This window comes from Citrobacter sp. Cpo089 (assembly GCF_030332695.1).
Taxonomy (GTDB): domain Bacteria; phylum Pseudomonadota; class Gammaproteobacteria; order Enterobacterales; family Enterobacteriaceae; genus Citrobacter; species Citrobacter portucalensis.
Map to the genome: position 1 here is coordinate 10158 of NZ_JAOWHJ010000071.1, position 15303 is coordinate 25460.

A 15303-nucleotide genomic window follows, 5' to 3' on the forward strand; every position below is an offset into this window, starting at 1 on the left:
CTGATAGAAACAGAAGCCACTGGAGCACCTCAAAAACACCATCATACACTAAATCAGTAAGTTGGCAGCATCACCCGCCTGGCGATGCTGCAGGCGCAACTGGCACGCTTCCCGGCTTCCGGTCACGTTCTGCACTTCATTGACTGGGCGAAGATTGAGCTGACTAAAGACAGTCTGGGTCGCTATATCCTGGCGAACCCTGCGGCACTGGCGGGACCGACACTTTGGGGACTGCCGGTTGTTGCCACCGAAGCTGCTGCCTTCCAGGGTAAATTCCTGACAGGCGCATTCAACGCTGGAGCGCAGATCTTCGACCGTGAAGATGCGAACGTGGTTATCTCCACAGAGAACGCCGACGACTTCGAGAAAAACATGATTTCGATCCGCTGTGAAGAGCGTCTGGCGCTGGCGGTAAAACGCCCGGAGGCGTTTATCTATGGCTCCTTTACAGCACCTGCGCCTGGCGGCGTGTAATTCATAACAGCGGCCTTCTGGCCGCTTTCACCCTGAGGAAACCGAAATGAAAATGCGATCCCTTAAACCGGTTTATTTCAACGGTACTGTACAGACTGAAGGTAGCGAGTTTGAAACGCTGGAGCAGCATGGCCGGGAGCTGATCAGAAAAGGTTATGCGGAATGTGTGAGCGAGGATACTCCTGCAGAGCAGGCAGAGCAGGCAGAGCAGGCAGAGCAGGCAGAGCAGGCAGAGCAGGCAGAGCAGGCAGAGCAGGCAGAGCAGGCAGAGTAGGCCAAAAAACGAACGGATAAAAAATAAGGGGGCAGGATGTTACTTACGCTTCCAGAAATAAAAGAACAGTGCCGTCTTGAGGTGGATTTTACGGACGAGGATATGCTACTGACCCTGCTTGGTGAAGCTGCGGAAGCAAAGGCTACAACCTATCTGAATCGTAATCTTTACCCAACAAAAGACGTAATTCCTGACACTGATGATGACGGCATAACCCTTACCAATGATATCAAGCTGGGGATGCTGATGCTAATCAGTCACTGGTATGAAAATAGAAGTTCAGTATCAGAACTGGAAATGTCAGAGACTCCTCAGGCTTTTGAATTTCTGTTATACCCACGGCGGTTACCAGTATCGGGTTTTTAGTATGAAGAGACGGTCAACTAATACCAGCGCCCTCTATACCATGCCTGATCCCGGGGAACTTGATCAGCGAGTGGTTCTCAGGGAAAGAGTGGATGTTCCTGCTGATGATTTCGGTACCGAGCCTGAATACCCGGTTTCATTCAACGCATGGGCAAAGGTGCTGCAAACCAGTGCCACCACATACCAGGAAACGGCGCAGACGGATAACGCTATCACACATTACATCACCATTCGCTGGCGTCGTGGGATTACCACTGATTTTGAGGTGGCTAATGGTGACGAGGTGTACCGCGTGAAACGTGTTCGCGATCTAAACAGTAAACGGCGATTTCTGCTTCTTGAGTGCACCGAACTGGGGTCATTTACAGAAAATAGCGGAGGTATTTCCAGTGACGGGACCCTTTTTTCACGTTGATTTTCAGCAGCCGAACGAAATGCGCTTTAACCGCTCGCGTGTCCGGCGGGCATTTATCACTATTGGTCAGCGTCATATGCGCGATGCACGCCGTCTGGTCATGCGGCGCGGTCGCTCTGAGCCCGGGGAAAACCCCGGATATCAGACGGGGCGGCTGGCAAAATCCATTGGTTATATGGTGCCAAAGGCCAGTAAGAAGCGTCCTGGCTTTATGACTAAAATTGCACCAAACCAGCGGAACGGACACGGAAACCGGCTGATTAAGGGCGATTTCTATCCGGCTTTCCTGTTTTTCGGTGTACGCGGTGGCGCAAAACGTCGGCGCAGTCATCACCGTGGCGCTTCTGGTGGTAGCGGCTGGCGGCTGGCTCCGCGTAATAATTTTATGGTTGAGACACTCAACAAAAACAACCCGTGGACGCGCTATTACCTTGCGCGTGAATTGCGGCTCTCACTCAAACCGGAGAAACGACGCTGATGAAACTGGCCCCAATTATTGCTGCACTGCGGGCACGTTGCCCCATCTTTGAAAACCGTGTTGCTGGCGCAGCCCAGTTTAAGGATTTACCGGAAGTCGGAAAGATGAAACTGCCGGCGGCTTATGTTGTTCCCGGAGATGATTCGCCAGGGGAACAGAAGAGCCAGACTGACTACTGGCAGGATTTAACCGAAGGGTTTGCCGTCATTGTGTTTGTCAGCAATGGCAGGGATGAGCGCGGTCAGTTTGCCTCATATGATGTTGTTCACGATGTACGACAGTCACTGTTTAAAGCGCTCCTGGGCTGGAATCCTGAAGAGCGTGGAAACCCGATCACCTATGCAGGCGGCACGCTGCTTGATGTGAACCGGCATGAACTGAGCTACCAGTTCGACTTCTCTGTGTTGAAAGAGCTTTCAGAAGATGACACTCGCCAGCAGGATGAACTGAACGATCTGGATGATTTTAAAAAGCTGGCGATTGATGTTGATTTTATCGATCCGGGACATGGCCCCGACGGGAAGCCCGAACATCACACAGAGATAACTCTCCCCTCCTGAGGAAAACCATGTTTGTAAAACCCCAAAAAGGGCGGTCAGTACATGACCCTGCCCGAGGTGACCTTTTGCCTGTTGAAGGGCGAAATGTTGAAGAAAGCAGCTACTGGCTGCGCCGGGAAGCCGCTGGCGATATCAGGCGCGTGAACAAAGTTAAACAAAAAAAGGTGGAAACCAATGACCGTTAGTTTCAGCACTATCCCGGCAAATACGCTGGTGCCACTGTTTTATGCTGAGATGGATAATTCGGCGGCAAATACAAGTCAGGAATCAGCGCCGTCGTTGCTGCTGGGGCACGCAAATACCGGTGCGGCAATTGAGCCTGATTCGCTGGTACTGATGCCCTCCGCTGATTACGCAAAGCAGATTTGTGGCCCCGGTAGTCAGCTTGCGCGCATGGTTGCTGCGTACCGCAAAACCGATCCTTTTGGTGAGCTTTACATCATTGCTGTCCCTGAGCCAGCAGCAGGAGTGGCGGCCACGTATACCCTGACCGTAACAGGCGCAGCAACTGAGAGCGGCACGGTGAATGTTTATGTCGGGCGTACTCGTATTCAGGCAGCAGTTGTAAGCGGTGATGATGTTGAGGCTGTGGCATCGGGCATTAAAGATGCAATCAATGCTGATCCGACATTGCCGGTTATCGCTTCGTCTGCTGCTGGCGTGGTCACTCTGACAGCGCGTCACAAAGGTCTGAGCGGGAATGACATCCCCGTGGTTCTGAATTATTACGGGTACGGTGGCGGGGAAGTTTTGCCCGCAGGCATAGCTGTAGCCGTCGCTGCAGACACTGCCGGAACGGGGGCTCCGGTACTCAACGGTGCTATTGCCGCCATGGCCGATGAGCCGTTTGATTATATTGGTCATCCGTTCAGCGATTTGGCTTCGGTGAATGCATTTGTCAGCGAAATGAACGATACCAGCGGTCGCTGGAGCTATGCGCGCCAGCTTTATGGCCACGTTTATACCGCAAAACTCGGAACGCTTTCTGATCTGGTTGCCGCAGGTGATCAGCTTAACCAACAGCACATCACCCTGGCCGGGTACGAGAAAGAAACTCAGACCCCGGCGGACGAACTTGCATCCAGCCGAACAGCGCGCAATGCCGTCTTTATCCGTAACGATCCAGCGCGTCCAACGCAAACGGGTGAACTCGTAGATATGCTGCCAGCGCCGAAGGGCAAACGCTTCACGATGACCGAACAGCAGTCTCTGCTATCGCATGGTATTGCAACGTCATACGTTGAAAGCGGTACGCTGCGCATTCAGCGCGACGTTACTACGTACAAGAAAAACGCCTACGGCGTTGCAGATAACAGCTATCTCGATAGTGAGACGCTGCATACCAGCGCATACGTTCTGCGTAAGCTGAAGTCAGTTATAACCAGCAAATATGGTCGCCACAAACTGGCAAACGATGGTACCCGTTTTGGCCCCGGTCAGGCGATTGTTACTCCGGCGGTTATCAAAGGTGAGCTTCTGGCAACCTACCGCCAAATGGAGCGCGCCGGGATCGTTGAAAATTACGACCTGTTCAAGCAATACCTGAAGGTTGAACGCGACGCGACAAACCCAAACCGTATCAACACTCTGTTCCCGCCTGACTATGTTAACCAGCTGCGAGTGTTTGCGGTCGTTAACCAGTTCCGCCTTCAGTATCAAGAGGAGTCCGCATAATGGCGCGCATTGCAGGTACCTGTTATTTCAGAATTGATGGTCAGCAATTATCCATGACCGGCGGTATTGAGGTGCCGATGAACACGAAGGTCAATGATGATGTCATTGGCCTTGATGGCTCGGTGGATCGTAAAGAAACCCACCGCGCGCCCTATATCAAAGGCACCTTTAAAGTGCCGAAAGATTTTCCGGTCAACAAGGTCACTACCTCAGACCAGATGACCATTACAGCCGAACTGGCAAACGGTCAGGTTTATGTCCTGTCGTCAGCCTGGCTGCACGGTGAAGCAAACCACAACGCCGAAGAAGGTACGGCGGATCTTGAATTCCACGGTGAAGAAGGGGATTACCAGTAATGAAAGAACTCAAACTCAGCAAACCGGTTAAAGCTCATGGTGAAGATCTCCATGTACTGGAGTTACGGGAACCCACATATGACGAAATAGAGGGCGTGGGATTTCCGTTTACAGTATCTGCGGATGGTGGTGTCAGACTGGACAGCGCTGTTTCGCTGAAATACATCCCTTTACTTGCCGGGATCCCCCGTTCTTCTGCAGCGCAGATGGCTAAGCTTGATATTTTTAAAGCCTGCATGTTGATCCTGAATTTTTTTACCCGATCGGGGACGGAGCAAACCTCCGACAACGCTTCTACAACACCGCTTACTTCTGGCGAATAAACCCTCTTGATCTCCGGCGGACGGCGATTTCTGAGTTCCTGACGCTGGAGTCAGAGGCTGTTCGCATCAACGAGGAAATAAAACATGGCTGATGACTTTCAACTAAAAGCGATTATTACCGCCGTTGACCGGTTGTCTGGGCCAATGAAGGGAATGCAGAAAAAGTTAAAGGGATTTCAGAAGGAAATGGCCGGACTGTCAGTGGCCGCTACCGCTGCCGGGGCGGCCATTCTCGGTGCGCTGGCTATGCCTGTTACTGCGGCGATGGGTTTTGAGTCGAAGATGGCTGACATCCGCAAGGTTGTTGACGGTCTGGACGACAGGAACGCATTTGCCGCAATGAGCGATGATATCCTGACGCTCTCCACTCAGTTACCGATGGCAGCGGAAGGGATTGCAGAGATCGTCGCGGCAGGTGGTCAGGCGGGCATCGCGCGAAGCGATCTAATGCAGTTTGCCAGCGACGCGGTAAAAATGGGCGTGGCGTTTGACACCACCGCTGAAGAGTCTGGTCAGATGATGGCGCAGTGGCGAACGGCGTTTAAACTGACCCAGGATGATGTGGTTGTTCTGGCTGATAAAATTAACTATCTGGGGAATACCGGGCCAGCAAATGCCGGAAAAATATCAGAGATTGTGACCCGAATTGGACCTCTTGGTGAGATTGCGGGAGTTGCTTCGGGGGAAATTGCAGCATTAGGTGCAACGATTGCCGGTATGGGTGTGGAGCCAGAAATTGCTGCAACGGGCATCAAAAACTTCATGAAAGCCTTAACGTCAGGCGGCGCGGCAACCAAAGCGCAGAGGACGGTTCTTGCTGCGCTGAAGATTGACCCGAAAAAGCTGGCTGCAGATATGCAGAAAGATTCGAAAGGCACGATGCTGAAGGTGCTTGACGGGATATCAAAAATCCCGAAAGAAAAGCAGGCTGCGGCAATGAATATGTTGTTTGGCAGTGAGTCTGCTGGTGCGATAGCACCGCTTCTCACCAATATGGACCTGCTGCGTATCAACTTTGAGCGAGTGGCAGACGCCCAGCAGTACGGTGGCTCGATGCAAAAGGAATATGCTTCTCGTGCGGCTACCACTGAAAACCAGTTAACCCTGCTGAGAAACAGTGTTAACGCCATTTCTGTCACGCTGGGGGATACCTTTCTTCCGGTTATCAACGAGGCCGCCGAAGCTGTGATGCCGTGGCTGGAGCATGTCCGCGAACTGGTAAGAGAAAACCCAGAGATGGTGAAGTCAGTCGCGAAATTCGGTGCGGCACTCATTGTGGCTGGCGGGGCCGTTGGCGTTCTTTCTCGTGCCTTCCGGATACTGAATAGCGTTATCAATCTTTCGCCCGCAAAACTGGCAATTGCGGCACTGGCAGGAGGCGCTCTGCTCATTATCGAGAACTGGGATGATGTCGCACCGGTGATCAAATCTGTCTGGCTGGAGGTGGATAATGTCGCACAGGTAATGGGAGGGTGGGAAACTGTACTGGGTGGTATTGGGATGTACATGACTGGTGCATTTGCAGTGAAAACCATCGGTTCGCTGCGTACAGCCTTTGCTCTCGCCAGTCAGCTATCGGGTGTTCTTGGGAAAATCGCCATGCTGGGAGCCACGACAGTTCAGATAGGGGTTGCCATTTATATGTTTGAGCAACTCAAGGAAATCGCCGATGCGGCAAAAGAGGCCGATCATACCGACTCATTCTGGGATTCCCTGAAGAATCGCTGGAATTCAGGCGGCTGGTATAACAACAAGCAGCAAAGGGAAATGTTTGGCGGACAGACGACCAGGGATAACTATCAACCCGCGGTTCCACTACTGAGGCCCGGTGCCGTTATGGATCGGGCGCAATCCCCACAGACGCAGCGTAGCGAACTTAACGTGTCTTTCGATAATGCGCCTCCAGGAATGCGCGTTGCGACACCTGCCGGAAGTGCGACACCGTGGCTTTCTTATGATGTGGGATACAGTCGCTTTAGCAGAGATAGTTAACCCATCTGTCATGTTCAGTGTAACCCGCCAGAGTGGGTTTTCCACACCCTAACGGGTATGCTATTTTTTATGCAATCAGAGCGATGATCAGGATGCCGCTGGGGAGAACATGGATTCAACGCACGACGAAGAAAAACGCACAGAATTTGAAAAATTCATCATTGAAAGGTTTGGCGATGCAGTTGATCTCCGCCGGGCGACAAATGGCGATAACGGATATATATCATGGGAGGCAGCGGTTGCCTGGATTGTCTGGCAGGAACGCTCGTTGCATCATGAAATAACTTCTGCCGTGGACTGAGCGGGACGTGAGTTAGGTATAAGCATCGTTTCCGGTTTTGGCTACCATACAGGCGATATGTGAATTCCCATATCGATAATTTAACCCGCTTCGGCGGGTTTTTTAATGCCCGGAGTTTATATGGCGTGGAAAGACAGACTTCAGGATGCGTCATTCCGTGGCGTACCATTTAAGTTCGAAGGTGAAGGGGCGGCGGTTGGCCGTCGAGTTGAAACACACGACTACCCCAACCGCGATAAACCCTACACCGAAGATCTCGGTAAGGTCACCTTCCGGCCAAATATCACCGCCTATGTCGTCGGCGACGATTGTTTCGAACAACGAGACAGATTGATAGAAGCGCTTAATAAGCCGGGTCCGGGGACGCTTGTTCATCCGGCATATGGTGAGATGAGCGTCTGTGTTGACGGTGAGATCAACGTAAGCACATCAAGCAGTGAAGGACGCATGGTGCGTTTTGACCTGCGTTTTGTTGAAGCCGGCGAACTTACTTATCCGACTTCCGGGGCAGCAACGGCCAATACGCTTGTTTCCTCCTGTTCTGCCCTTGATGACTGTATTAGCGATAACTTTGAGAAGTTCGGTATGGACGGCATGCCTGATTTCGTTCAGAACGGTGTGATTGACGATGCGACCAGCATGCTTGGCTATGTCTCTGACAAAATGGCGATGGTCGATTCTGGTATTTCCGCCGCCGCACGGTTAATGCAGGGGGATATCTCTGTTCTGCTCCCGCCGCCATCTTCAGGCAAGGGCTTCGTTGACAAGTTGCAGACAATGTGGCGTTCGGGGAATCGGCTCTCTGGTAATGCCAGCGACCTATTCACAATGATTAAAAACTTTTCAGGTATCTCCATGGGGAGTGATTTGGCACCGCGTGGCGTATGGAAAACGGACAGCAAGACGACGCAGAACCAGAAACATCAAAGTAATTATGTTGCCAGTGCGATTCGCACAACAGCAATAAGCGAAGCGGCTTATGCCATCACGACGTTACCCGCGCCAGTTGTCACGACAAGCGAGCAAAGCCAGCAGTCCACTGGCTGGCCTTCTGTTACTCATCCTGAGCTGAATAATGCTCCTGATGAAGCGACAGTTGTCGACGTGCCTGCATGGGATGATCTGGTCGATATCCGTGACACGCTGAATACTGCTATTGATAAAGAACTATCCCGCACGACCGATGATCGTTTGTTTCTGGCTTTGCGCAGAGTGAAGTCTGATCTTAACAACGACATAAAACACCGCCTGATACAGACCCAAAAGACCGTTATCAGAACGCCTGATGAGGTAACTCCTGCACTGGTTCTGGCAGCAACCTGGTTCGATAACGCTTCACGGGAGTCTGACATTGTCAGGCGTAATGCTGTGGCTCACCCGGGCTTTGTGCCGGTATCTCCGCTGAGGGTTCCTGTACGATGAAAGATAACGTAACTCTCCGTGTTAACGGTCGTGAGTGGGGTGGCTGGACGTCGATTCGTATTGGTGCCGGGATTGAGCGTTTGGCCCGAGATTTTAGTGTAGAGATTACCCGGCAGTGGCCCGGTGGTGATGGTATTGCGTCACTTCAGCCCAGGGTTAAAAACGGCGACAAGGTTGAGGTTCTAATCGGTGATGACCTGGTGGTTACCGGTTGGGTTGAAGCAACGCCGGTTCGCTATGATGCGCGATCAATTAGTGTCGGAATTAGCGGGCGTAGTCTGACCGCCGATCTGATTGATTGTGCTGCTGAGTCGACTCAATTCAATGCGCAATCACTCGTTCAGGTTGCCTCGGCGCTTGCCAGACCTTTTGGCATTGCGGTGATAAATGCTGGCGCGCCGGGTGGTGTTATTCCCGGCGTGCAACCCGACCACGGTGAAACGGTTATTGAAGTCCTGAACAAGATGCTTGGACAACAGCAGGCGCTGGCCTACGACGATCCGCGTGGAAGGCTGGTTATCGGCGGCATTGGTACCACGCGCGCTCATACAGCTCTGGTGCTGGGTAAAAACGTTATTTCCTGCGATACAGAGAAAAGCATCCGTGAACGTTTTTCAACCTACCAGGTCTCGGGGCAGCGCGCCGGAAATGATGATGATTTTGGCGCTGCTACCACAACGGCGCTTCGTGCAAAAACAACAGACGCATCAATTGGCCGCTATCGTCCAATGGCAGTACAGCAGACGGGGCAGTCAACAGGAGCCAGTTGCATTGCGCGTGCTGAATTCGAGGCGCGCCAGCGAGCTGCACGTACCGATGAAACCACATACACCGTGTGGGGCTGGCGGCAGGGTGACGGTTCACTGTGGCAACCAAACCAGCGGGTTATTGTTTTCGATCCGATCTGCGGCTTTAACAACCGTGAACTCCTGATCTCTGAAGTCTCATTCACTAAAGACAATAACGGCACCCTGACAGAGTTACGCGTCGGGCCGCCGGATGCCTATCTTCCTGAGCCCGAAGAGAGCAGTCAGAAGCGTGCTAAAAAACGCAAAGTCAAAGAGGACCCGTTCTGATGGGAGTAATGCAAAGCCTTCAGAGGCAGGTTCTGGGACTCATTGGACGCGCTGTTGTGAAGAGTATCAACGCGGCTTCTAAGTGCCAGATGATAGATGTTGAGTTACTGGCTGGGCAGCAAAAGGCGGGCATTGAGCACCTTGAACCCTATGGCTTCACTTCTCGTGCAAAAGCGGGTGCTGAGGCTGTTGTTCTGTTTCCTGACGGCGACCGTTCTCACGCCGTTGCGATCACTGTGTCTGATCGTCGCTATCGCATGAAGGGGCTCAAAACGGGGGAGGTCGCTCTCTACGATGACCAGGGGCAGTCAGTCATGCTGACACACGCCGGGATTGTTGTTGATGGCGGTGGCAAGGTGATTACGTTTAAAAACGCGCCTAAAGCCCGCTTTGAAATGGACATTGAGTCAACGGGCCAGATCAAAGACCTCTGTGATACTTCTGGCCAGACAATGTCGGCGATGCGTATTGCTTATAACGGGCATAAACACAGAGAAAACGGGCAGGGCAATAACACCGATGCACCTGATAAACAAATGGGGGCGTGATGGAACTCTGGCTTACGGTAAATGGGAAACGAGTATGTGACAGTTCTCAGCTTGATCCGCTCACCCGCGCTGTAGTGATTTCATTATTCACTCACCGGCGTGCAGACCCTGACGACAATGCTGATGTACCGATGGGGTGGTGGGGAGATACCTGGCCGATGGTGGCTAACGATCGGTATGGGTCAAAGCTATGGCTTTTACAACGGAGCAAGCTCACCAACGCACTGGTGAACACGGTGCGAACGTATATCCGTGAATCCCTTCAGTGGATGCTCGATGACGGTGTTGTGTCCAGGGTAGATATCGATGTACAGCGAACCGGTATCAATGAACTGGGAAACAGCATTGTTCTGTGGCGCCGGGATGGTCCGGTAACAATTTCTTTTAACGATTTCTGGAGCGTGATTGCAAATGGCGGACAGTGAATTTCAGCGGCCAACGCTGGCCGAAAACATCAGCATGATCCGCACCGACCTTTTTGCACGACTTGACATCAATGATGAACTTCGCCGCATGGATGAAGATGTCAGGGCCAAGGTTTATGCTGGGGCGCTGCATACGGTTTATGGTTATATCGATTATCTGGCGATGAATATGCTGCCTGACCTTTGCGATGAGTCATGGCTTTATCGGCATGCTGCTATGAAGCGATGCCCGAGAAAAGATGCCGTGGCCGCATCAGGCTTTATGCGATGGGATGGCGTAACGAACGGGCTGAAGGTGAGCGCCGGCTCGGTAATTCAGCGTGACGATCTCGTCAAGTACATCGCCCAGGCAGATGCAACGAGTGCTGGTGGCGTGCTTCGTGTACCCGTTGCCTGCAGCGTGACAGGTACGACCGGAAGTATGGATGATGGTGAGACGCTCTCACTGGTTACGCCGGTTAACGGACTTCCTTCTGGTGGCATGGCCGATGCGATCGCTGGCGGTTTTGATATTGAAGACCTTGAGGTCTGGCGTGCCCGTGTTCTGGAGCGCTACTACTGGACCCCGCAAGGCGGCGCTGACGGAGATTATGTTGTCTGGGCAAAAGAAGTGCCTGGCGTAACGCGAGTGTGGACTTACCGGCACTGGATGGGGACGGGAACGGTTGGCGTTATGATTGCCAGTAGCGACCTGATTAACCCGATTCTTGATGATGCAACAGTGGCTGCAGCTCAGGCACATATTGAACCGTTTGCACCCGTAGCGGGTTCAGACCTCTATGTATTTAAGGGGACGCCAAAAACAGTCAACTACACCATTGACCTGAACCCGGATACTCCTGAAATACGCGCCGCAGTTGAGGCCGAGCTTCGTTCATTCCTGCTGCGTGACGGCTATCCGGAAGGGACGCTTGAACTGTCCCGTACAAACGAGGCGATTTCTATAGCTGCCGGTGAGTACAGCCATAAGCTACTTTCTCCAACAGTTGATACGCCAGTTGCAAAAAATGAACTGGCTGTACTGGGGGTAATAACGTGGGTGTGAGTAATGACGATTATGTCCAATTACTGAGTGCGCTGCTTCCACCAGGGCCTGCATGGTCAGTTGACGATGTTGCAATAAGTGGCGTAGCTCCTTCTTTGTTCAGGGCGCATCAGCGTGTTGATGAACTCATGCTGGAGCTTGATCCGCGTACTACAGCAGAACTTATTGACCGATGGGAGCGGTGCTGCGGTCTGCCTGATGAATGCATTCCTTCAGGAACCCAGACGTTACGGCAGAGACAGCAGCGGCTGGACGCAAAAGTTAATCTTACCGGAGGAATCAACGAAGATTTCTATCTTCGTCAGCTGGCTGCACTGGGGAAGCCTGGCGCCACTATCACACGCTATAACAAGGGACCTTTCAAGTGTACGTCGTCGTGTATGGATGCGACTTATTCAACGGAATGGCGTTATTACTGGCAGGTTAATATGCCTGCTTCAACGGATGCCAACTGGATGACCTGCTCGGACAATTGTGAAACACCGATTCGTTACTGGGGTGATACGGTAGCTGAATGCGTGATCAATAAACTCTGCCCGTCCCATACCTACGTAATCTTCAAATATCCGTAACCGGAGACATTATGCATCGTATTGACACACCTACTGCGCAGAAAGATAAATTCGGCGCGGGCAAGAACGGCTTTACCCGTGGAAACCCGCAAACAGGAACGCCTGCCACTGATTTGGATGACAACTATTTCGACATGTTGCAGGAGGAACTGGCGGGAGTGGTCGAAGCAACCGGCGTTAACCTGGAAAAATCAAAACATAACCAGTTACTGACTGCACTGAAAGCGCTGATGCTAAGCCGCGCACATCCTTTTGCAGATATTAAAGCAGACGGAGCTGCAGCAATTGCAGAGGCTCTCTCAAACCTTCGTTTGGGAGCAGGCGCACCACCGATAGGAATTCCGTTCTTCTGGCCATCAGCAGCGATGCCCAATACAGTCATGGATGAGTGGTCTGATATGGTGTTTCTTAAGTGGAACGACGCGACTTTTTCAGCAGCCACGTACCCGAAACTTGCAAAGGTAATACCCAGCCTGAAACTTACAGAATCTCGCGGGGAATTTATTCGTACATGGGATGACGGACGCGGAGTGGATGCCGGGCGAGCCCTTCTTTCAGCGCAAAGTTTTGCTATGCAGAATATTACTGGCACATTGATTGATACAAAATTCAACATGAATCAGGGGGCAACGGGAGCATTCACGTTAACAACTGGCGGGCCTGCTGATGGCGCTGCTTCAGGGGTTGGCTTTGCTTCCCGCGTCGATTTTAATGCAGCAAATGTAGTTAATACCGCAGCTGAAACCCGCTCCCGTAACATCGCATTTAACTTTCTCGTAAGGGCTAAATAATGAAACCAGTATTTGACGAAAATGGATTAGCTACAGATGCTGGAGACATTCGTTGCTTTTATTATGACGCGAATACCAATGAGTACGTTGGATGGTCTGATGAATTTATTAATATCGGTGTCAGTATGCCGGGTAATTCAACCGATATTGATCCAGGCGATGATATAGCTGGCAAAGTTGCCGTATTTACAGATGGGGTATGGAAGCTGGAGGAAGACCATCGCGGACAAACCGTCTGGTCAACGAATGATGGTCGTGCTGAAATCGTCGATTATATCGGCGAAATTAAGCCAGATTTTACTACTATGTCACCATCAACACCGTTTGATATATGGGACTGTGATAAATGGGTAACTGATACCGAAACGCAGCATGCCGCAGCTATTACGCAGGCAGAGAATGAGCGTGAGCGACTTCTTAAACATGCTGATGATGTAATGCTCGACTGGCGCACAGAATTGATGCTGGGTGAAATCAGCGACGCCAACAGGGCTAAGCTATCGGCGTGGATGACCTATAAAAATGAAGTTAAGTCTGTTGATGTGACAACCGACCCTGAGCGTGTTAACTGGCCTGTTCCCCCGGAGGCGTAGGCCAGTTGATATCCGGCGCACTGGAAGCGGTAGACACCGCCAGTGAGTCAGACATTGAATGGCTTAATTATCCTGAATAATATCAATCATCACAGGCTCGCCGTTATTATTAACGGTGAGTATTTTGCCGTCCGGCATTTCATCTGTTGTGAAAAACCAGTTGTCATCCGGCAATTCAATGGCACCGGTAATATCGTGGAACCCTGGGATTACTTCAGTCATGGTATTAGGATTAAACAGACGGGGCACAATAAACCCTCCAAGAAAAACCACTAGATGATGGCGTGCCAGTTGCCGCCATCGTACAACGCGCTTTAAATCCTGACTTTGTGACCTGATCACCAATAATTGTTGATACGTGTACATAATTATCTGTAGGGCCAGTATCGACAGCCTGGTGTTCAGCAATACTGATATGGCGACTGACGTAGGGCAACGCAATAGGATAATTTATCGTAGCTAAATAGCTGCGCGGAATAGTAGATCACTGAAAGGGAACTCAGCCCGGATTGTGCGATCTGATCAATCGCCAAACCAACCAAAATCACCAACCGGACTGAGCGATGCCGATCATAGTACCAATACCCCGTGGCGAACGACGCCTGATGCAGAAAGCTATTCATAAAACGCGTGATAAAAATCATGCCCGCAGACTCACGGCCATGCTGATGCTTCATCGGGGTGAACGGGTCAGCGATGTTGCCAGAACTCTCTGTTGTGCCCGTTCATCCGTTGGTCGCTGGATTAACTGGTTTACGCACTCAGGTATTGAAGGCCTGAAATCCTTACCCGCAGGGCGCTCCCGACGCTGGCCTTTTGAACATATCTGCACCCTGTTACGTGAGCTGATAAAGCATTCTCCCGGCGATTTTGGTTATCAACGTTCACGCTGGAGCACCGAATTACTGGCAATAAAAATCAATGAGATAACCGGTTGCCAGTTACATGCAGGAACCGTTCGCCGCTGGTTGCCATCTGCGGGGCTTGTATGGCGCAGGGCCGCGCCAACTCTGCGTATCCGTGACCCACATAAAGATGAAAAGATGGCGGTAATCCACAAAGCGCTGGATGAATGCAGCGCAGAGCATCCGGTATTTTATGAAGATGAAGTGGATATCCACCTTAATCCTAAAATCGGTGCGGACTGGCAGTTGCGCGGACAGCAGAAACGGGTAGTGACGCCGGGGCAGAACGAAAAATACTATTTGGCCGGCGCACTGCACAGTGGCACGGGTAAAGTCAGCTACGTGGGCGGCAACAGCAAAAGTTCAGCGCTGTTTATCGCTCTGCTGAAGCACCTGAAAGCCACTTACCGGCGGGCGAAAACAATCACGCTGATCGTTGATAACTACATTATCCATAAAAGCCGCGAAACACAGCGCTGGTTGAAAGCAAATCCCAAGTTCAGGGTAATTTACCAGCCGGTTTACTCGCCGTGGGTGAATCATGTGGAACGGCTATGGCAGGCACTTCATGACACGATAACCCGTAATCATCAGTGCCGCTCAATGTGGCAGTTACTGAAAAAGGTCCGCCATTTTATGGAAACCGCCAGCCCATTCCCCGGAGGAAAACATGGTCAGGCAAAAGTGTAGCGGTATTAGGCGCAGCTATTTAG

General features: G+C 51.7%; 21 protein-coding genes and 1 pseudogene. 21 read left to right on the top strand and 1 reads right to left on the bottom strand.

The genetic code is table 11. The annotated features are described in order from the left end of the window. Window positions 1–75 precede the first annotated feature (75 nt). The 20 genes and pseudogenes from OGX92_RS18800 to OGX92_RS18895 all read left to right on the top strand — a co-directional run. Window positions 76–474: pseudogene (locus OGX92_RS18800) on the top strand (phage major capsid protein); the annotation flags it as partial. A 46-nt stretch (window positions 475–520) separates the two neighbouring features. Then, a complete protein-coding gene (locus tag OGX92_RS18805; RefSeq protein ID WP_286586947.1) occupies window positions 521–748 on the top strand; it encodes a DUF7210 family protein in 228 nt (75 codons plus the stop codon). A 36-nt stretch (window positions 749–784) separates the two neighbouring features. Next, window positions 785–1114: a head-tail connector protein gene (locus OGX92_RS18810; RefSeq protein ID WP_165712289.1), complete on the top strand. Its 330-nt coding sequence runs from the start codon at window positions 785–787 to the stop codon at window positions 1112–1114. A gap of 1 nt (window position 1115) precedes the next feature. Then, window positions 1116–1529, top strand: a complete 414-nt coding sequence (locus OGX92_RS18815; protein WP_286586948.1) for a phage head closure protein — start codon at window positions 1116–1118, stop codon at window positions 1527–1529. After that, window positions 1504–2007, top strand: a complete 504-nt coding sequence (locus tag OGX92_RS18820) for a hypothetical protein (protein ID WP_286586949.1) — start codon at window positions 1504–1506, stop codon at window positions 2005–2007. The genes OGX92_RS18815 and OGX92_RS18820 overlap by 26 nt, the downstream gene beginning before the upstream one ends. Continuing rightward, window positions 2007–2567: a phage tail terminator protein gene (locus tag OGX92_RS18825; RefSeq protein WP_286586950.1), complete on the top strand. Its 561-nt coding sequence runs from the start codon at window positions 2007–2009 to the stop codon at window positions 2565–2567. Before OGX92_RS18820 ends, OGX92_RS18825 begins: the two co-directional genes overlap by 1 nt. Window positions 2568–2575: 8 nt before the next feature. After that, window positions 2576–2752, top strand: a complete 177-nt coding sequence (locus tag OGX92_RS18830; RefSeq protein ID WP_000497746.1) for a DUF2635 domain-containing protein — start codon at window positions 2576–2578, stop codon at window positions 2750–2752. Continuing rightward, window positions 2742–4241, top strand: coding sequence for a phage tail sheath subtilisin-like domain-containing protein (locus OGX92_RS18835; RefSeq protein ID WP_234662053.1), 1500 nt, complete (start codon window positions 2742–2744; stop codon window positions 4239–4241). The genes OGX92_RS18830 and OGX92_RS18835 overlap by 11 nt, the downstream gene beginning before the upstream one ends. Next, complete coding sequence (locus tag OGX92_RS18840; protein WP_234662052.1) at window positions 4241–4597, top strand: phage tail tube protein; 357 nt, start codon at window positions 4241–4243, stop codon at window positions 4595–4597. The genes OGX92_RS18835 and OGX92_RS18840 overlap by 1 nt, the downstream gene beginning before the upstream one ends. Next, window positions 4597–4920 carry a phage tail assembly protein gene (locus OGX92_RS18845; RefSeq protein ID WP_086550240.1) on the top strand — a complete coding sequence of 108 codons (324 nt, stop codon included), beginning with the start codon at window positions 4597–4599 and terminating at the stop codon, window positions 4918–4920. Before OGX92_RS18840 ends, OGX92_RS18845 begins: the two co-directional genes overlap by 1 nt. A gap of 84 nt (window positions 4921–5004) precedes the next feature. Then, on the top strand, window positions 5005–6912 hold the full coding sequence (locus OGX92_RS18850) for a phage tail tape measure protein (protein WP_286586951.1): 1908 nt from the start codon (window positions 5005–5007) through the stop codon (window positions 6910–6912). Between the two features lie 109 nt (window positions 6913–7021). Beyond that, the gene (locus OGX92_RS18855; protein ID WP_086550238.1) at window positions 7022–7213 is read left to right on the top strand and encodes a hypothetical protein; all 192 of its coding nucleotides are present in this window, start codon (window positions 7022–7024) and stop codon (window positions 7211–7213) included. 120 nt (window positions 7214–7333) lie between these two features. Next, a complete protein-coding gene (locus OGX92_RS18860; protein WP_286586952.1) occupies window positions 7334–8635 on the top strand; it encodes a DNA circularization protein in 1302 nt (433 codons plus the stop codon). After that, window positions 8632–9711, top strand: a complete 1080-nt coding sequence (locus tag OGX92_RS18865) for a phage baseplate assembly protein (RefSeq protein WP_286586953.1) — start codon at window positions 8632–8634, stop codon at window positions 9709–9711. The genes OGX92_RS18860 and OGX92_RS18865 overlap by 4 nt, the downstream gene beginning before the upstream one ends. Further along, entirely contained in the window at window positions 9711–10259 is a 549-nt protein-coding gene (locus tag OGX92_RS18870; protein WP_134215243.1) for a phage baseplate assembly protein V, read from the top strand. The genes OGX92_RS18865 and OGX92_RS18870 overlap by 1 nt, the downstream gene beginning before the upstream one ends. Then, window positions 10259–10684, top strand: coding sequence for a phage GP46 family protein (locus OGX92_RS18875; protein WP_122995909.1), 426 nt, complete (start codon window positions 10259–10261; stop codon window positions 10682–10684). The genes OGX92_RS18870 and OGX92_RS18875 overlap by 1 nt, the downstream gene beginning before the upstream one ends. After that, entirely contained in the window at window positions 10671–11729 is a 1059-nt protein-coding gene (locus tag OGX92_RS18880; RefSeq protein WP_286586954.1) for a baseplate J/gp47 family protein, read from the top strand. Before OGX92_RS18875 ends, OGX92_RS18880 begins: the two co-directional genes overlap by 14 nt. Continuing rightward, window positions 11720–12301 (top strand): YmfQ family protein, encoded by a 582-nt coding sequence (locus tag OGX92_RS18885; protein ID WP_191219871.1) that lies wholly within the window; start codon window positions 11720–11722, stop codon window positions 12299–12301. The genes OGX92_RS18880 and OGX92_RS18885 overlap by 10 nt, the downstream gene beginning before the upstream one ends. 11 nt (window positions 12302–12312) lie before the next feature. Further along, window positions 12313–13092, top strand: a complete 780-nt coding sequence (locus tag OGX92_RS18890) for an integrase (protein WP_286586955.1) — start codon at window positions 12313–12315, stop codon at window positions 13090–13092. Next, complete coding sequence (locus OGX92_RS18895) at window positions 13092–13685, top strand: tail fiber assembly protein (protein ID WP_286586956.1); 594 nt, start codon at window positions 13092–13094, stop codon at window positions 13683–13685. The genes OGX92_RS18890 and OGX92_RS18895 overlap by 1 nt, the downstream gene beginning before the upstream one ends. 63 nt (window positions 13686–13748) lie before the next feature. Here the strand turns inward: OGX92_RS18895 and OGX92_RS18900 are convergent, their stop codons facing one another. Beyond that, entirely contained in the window at window positions 13749–14051 is a 303-nt protein-coding gene (locus OGX92_RS18900) for a hypothetical protein (protein ID WP_286586957.1), read from the bottom strand. Between the two features lie 197 nt (window positions 14052–14248). On the opposite strand from OGX92_RS18900, the gene OGX92_RS18905 reads away from it, so the two are divergent. Continuing rightward, window positions 14249–15280: an IS630-like element ISEc33 family transposase gene (locus OGX92_RS18905; RefSeq protein ID WP_001395480.1), complete on the top strand. Its 1032-nt coding sequence runs from the start codon at window positions 14249–14251 to the stop codon at window positions 15278–15280. Window positions 15281–15303: the final 23 nt, after the last annotated feature.